Raw genomic sequence first — 4,245 nt, forward strand, 5'->3', positions numbered from 1 at the left:
AACCAAAATATAACCGTTAGCTGGAATGGGAAAAGTTGTTGTTCCCGCCGCACCTCCGGGGGATTGGCTGACAACTCTATCGCCCGCAACTGTCACAATTATTTCATTGCCAGACAACGGAGTATAAGTTGTTCCCCACTCAGAATTGTAGCGACCGATTCCCGGTTGTACGTAGGCACTATTGAGATGAGAAACGGGCAAAGGTTGATTTGCAGAGGTTATCAAAGTTTCTTGCAAAGTTAAACGATCGATCGCAAATTCTTCCCGATCGTTCCAGCCGATCGCCCCCCGGTTCAAAATCGGCCCGGAAAGCCATTTATTGTCACGCCGAATTGCCCCTAAAGCTAAGCGATTAATTCGATTGAAAAAACCTGCATTAATTGCAGCCGCCGCTCCCGAAACTTCGGCTGTTTGCAATAAAGGTGCAGTGCCTTGCTCAGCAGGCGGATTGCTGAGAATTGGTCGAATTTTTACACCAGCTTGACGCGGATTAACTTCTAACCAAACTACCGGAAAACGCGCGGTTCCTAAATTATGATACTGCTGCCGCCACTGTACACCGGGAGCCCAAACAATGTTTTTTTCTACTAACGAATCTGGCCGAATGTCGATCGCTAATCGATTGGGATTTCCCAGGCTGAAAACTTGCGGCCGCCAACCTAAAGGAATCGTCACTTTGACTCGGGTTTGAACGCCGTCAGGTTCGACTTTTAGTGATAGCAATTGTTTGCTGGTTTGAAAAGTCTGCTGAATTATGGCCGGTGCGACTTTGGCATCGATCGCGATCGACCATTCTTGACCGGCGATCGGCGCTGCGGGCGTTATTTGCAGCGGGAGAGCGGGTTTGGTCGGGTCGTCTGGTGTTTCGAGGTTTGGCGCTGTGCGGAGGTTGTGCAGTGGGATAGCGGGCTTTGGGGGGTCGTCCGGGGGGTTGGGTGTGGGTGTCGGCGACGGGATTGGTTTATTGACAAAGTTGACTTGCCAAGGGGCCGCTCGATCGAGATCTACAACAATGCGATCGCCCGATTCTATTTCTGCTTGCCGAATTCCGGTAACACTTGCAGTTTGAGAAGTAATTTTTAGAATATTCCCATCAGCAGATATCTCCCAGCCCGCAAGTCTAGCAAAATCGGTAACATCTAAGTAACGATACGAACCTGTTGCCCGCGCTGCTACGCTTTGAGCGCCGGTTAAAGATACCGAAAACCACTGCACCGGTTGTTTGGCACTGTCGGCACTGCTAAGCAAATCCACTCCCGCACTTTGCATCAATCCAACGTCAGCAATCCAAGTTCGGAAATCCGCAGAAGTGCTGTTTGCCGGCTGCTGAGTCCAACTTAGGGGAATAATGCGGCCGTTTAGGGACACTTGGCGGCCTTGTCTAATTCTCGAAGATGGCGGTAAAGATTGAGTCAAAAACTTATAGTCCGACAGGGAATGAATTCCCTGTCTCATAGCTGAAGTTCTCTCAAGAGAACTATCGGTCAATATTTCAGTCGGTTTCAACCGACTTTCGCTATCAGCCAGGGAATTCATTCCCTGGCGGGAACTCGAAGCATGAATCAACCCAGCCCTCTCCCCATCTTGTGCTCTTCCGGGTTGATTCCACACTAAAGACGGGGCGATCGCCAGTACGGGTAAAATCGAGACTGACAATATTAGACGCCAATAGAAAAAATTACGTTTCACAGCTTAAAACTCACAATTTCACTTTTAAACGCATGGGGATTTAGAAACCCGGAAAATCCGTATTTCTCTTCTTACTAAATCCGATATTTTTGGCGATCGCACTAATTGCGCTCAAGTCCTACTACAAAATGCTCACCTCGGAATAGAAATCACAAACTCCGAACCCTGCCCCAAAGAAGAATTCACGAGTAACGTACCTCCATGTTTTTCCACAACAATTTGGTGTGCGATCGACAATCCCAATCCGGTTCCTTGACCCACAGGCTTGGTTGTAAATAAGTGGTTAAAGATGTTTTCCTTGACTTCGTTCGACATCCCCACTCCATTATCCTTAATGCGAATCAAAACCTGATTGTTGGATTCGCTCAAAGCAGTTTGAATCGTGATTTGATTAGGTAGGGCTTTAATTTCATTAAAACTGCGTCCCTTATTTGACTCCTCCAGAGCGTCAATGGCATTAGCCAGTATATTCATAAATACCTGATTTAACTGTCCGGGAAAGCATTTCACTAGGGGCAAGTTACCATACTCTCTCACAACTTCAATCGCAGGGCGGAACTCGCTGGCTTTTAAACGGTGCTTGAGAATCAGCAGAGTGCTTTCAAGTCCATCGTGAATATTGAAAGAAACGGGTCGATCGCTATCTGCCCTGGAAAACGTTCTCAAACTCGTACTGATATTGCGGATGCGCTCGACTCCTTCCTTCATCGAGCCAATCAATTTGGGCAAATCTTCTCGCAAATACTCCAAGTCCATATCCTCAATTTCTGCTTCAATTTCCACTCCCGGATTGGGAAATTTTTCTTGATAGAGATCGATCAAATTGAATAAATCCCCCACGTATTCTTGAGCGGGTTGCAAGTTGCCGGCGATAAAGCCTACGGGATTGTTAATTTCGTGGGCTACCCCTGCGACTAAATTTCCCAGAGCAGACATTTTCTCACCCTGCACCAATTGCAGTTGCATCTGTTTGAGATCCTGGATAGACTGCTCCAGTTTTTGGGCATATTCCTGAGATTGTTGATAAAGCTGTTGAGATTGCTGATACAAGCCCGCGTTTTCCAGCGAGATGGCAGCTTGCGAGCAGAGGATGTTAAGGAGGGCGACGCGATCGCCAGTGAATGCCCCCGTCGTCAGATTATTTTCCAAATACAGAATAGCCATCATTTTGCCTTGATGGGTAATCGGAGTACATAGGATGCTCTTAGGTTGGTGCTGCTTGATATAGGAGTCAGAAGCAAATATTAATTCAGTCTTGACATCATCGAAAACTAGGGTTTTCTGGGTGCGTTTGACGTAATTAATGACAGTCTGGGGAATTGATTCGCTCTCCTCGATCCCAATAGTTTCTTGCAAAAGACAGCCTTGGCGATCGCTACAGTGGACGGCGATTGTCCAGTTGTCCTCTTCTTTTTTCAAAATTAATACTCCTGTTTGAGCGCCTGCATTCTGAATCGCCACTTCCATAAGGGTAGTGAGCAATTGTTCAAGCTTAATTTCGCTAGACAAAGCTTGATAAGCTTTGATAACAGTTGGTAAATCAATTACTGTGGTACTCGTACTTCCAGCAATTGTTTGGCGATGACTAGAAATCAATGAAGTCTCATTGGAGGTAGTACCTTCCAACGAACCAGCTTTCTCCTGTTTGAAGAGAGGAGCAAGAAGTTCGGGATAGCGTTGTTCTAGATCGTCGATTTTTGCTTTCGCTCCCCAACGAGCATAAGCATAGTAAGCATCTATTAGATATACCTGGCCAAGTTTTTCTTTCCCCCATGCCAGGTAGAATTTGGCAGCCAATTCATTCGCGAGAGCCTCTTCATTGAGATAATCATGTTCTTTAGCAAGAAAAATGGCGCGATCGTAACTCTCCATTGCCTGCACATTTTCACCCAGCACTCGGAACAGTTCGGCTTCCACTAAGTAACATTTGTGCGAGAAATTCATGGGGGCGTGATGCGCCCATTTATGAAGGGTTTCTTGGTTGCTTTTCACTTTTTGCAGATGTTCTTGTTTCTCTTCGGAGGAAGCCACATCGGTACAAACTCCCAGCCGTGCTAGAGAGTCATAAAAGTAGAACATCGGCACGTTGAGCATACCCGTCACCGCGTCTAAATACTGTTCGGCTTGCCTAGCATTTTCTAAAGCTTGCTCGGCTTCTCCAAACAGGTAACACACAAGCAGTTTGTGGAAGTAAAAATAGTGGAGTCCGTTGCGATCGTTGGCTTTGATGTGAAATGGGAGCATTGTGTGTTCATTGTAGGCATCTCCCACAAATTGACAGGGATTTTCCGATCGCCCCAGCAGATTTAATAAAGCCTGATGAACGATTTGAGTATAATTTAACGCTGCTTCTTGTTTAAATTGAACCAGCGCATTGCAGTAAGTCGCTACATCCTCTTCGAGTCCGGCAATTTCCCGACCGATTAAATATGAATATTGAGAGATTTCTTTGGCTGAGTATCCTAATTCTAGCTCTCCTGTTTCCAGTCCTCTGGCGTAACCCTCTTTTAAAAGAGGGATGGTTTCTTTAACATGATGTTTACCATGTATGATGTG

General features: G+C 46.1%; 2 protein-coding genes. Both read right to left on the reverse strand.

All coding sequences use genetic code 11. The features are described 5' to 3' along the window. The coding region (locus QUA45_RS28070) for a hypothetical protein (RefSeq protein WP_333223155.1) at positions 1 to 1,689 on the reverse strand (1,689 nt) is incomplete at its 3' end. A 132-nt stretch (positions 1,690 to 1,821) separates the two neighbouring features. Beyond that, positions 1,822 to 4,245: ATP-binding protein (locus QUA45_RS28075; RefSeq protein ID WP_333223157.1), on the reverse strand; the 2,424-nt coding region annotated here is incomplete at its 5' end.

It is taken from the genome of Microcoleus sp. Pol12A5, assembly GCF_036701435.1.
Lineage (GTDB): Bacteria > Cyanobacteriota > Cyanobacteriia > Cyanobacteriales > Microcoleaceae > Microcoleus.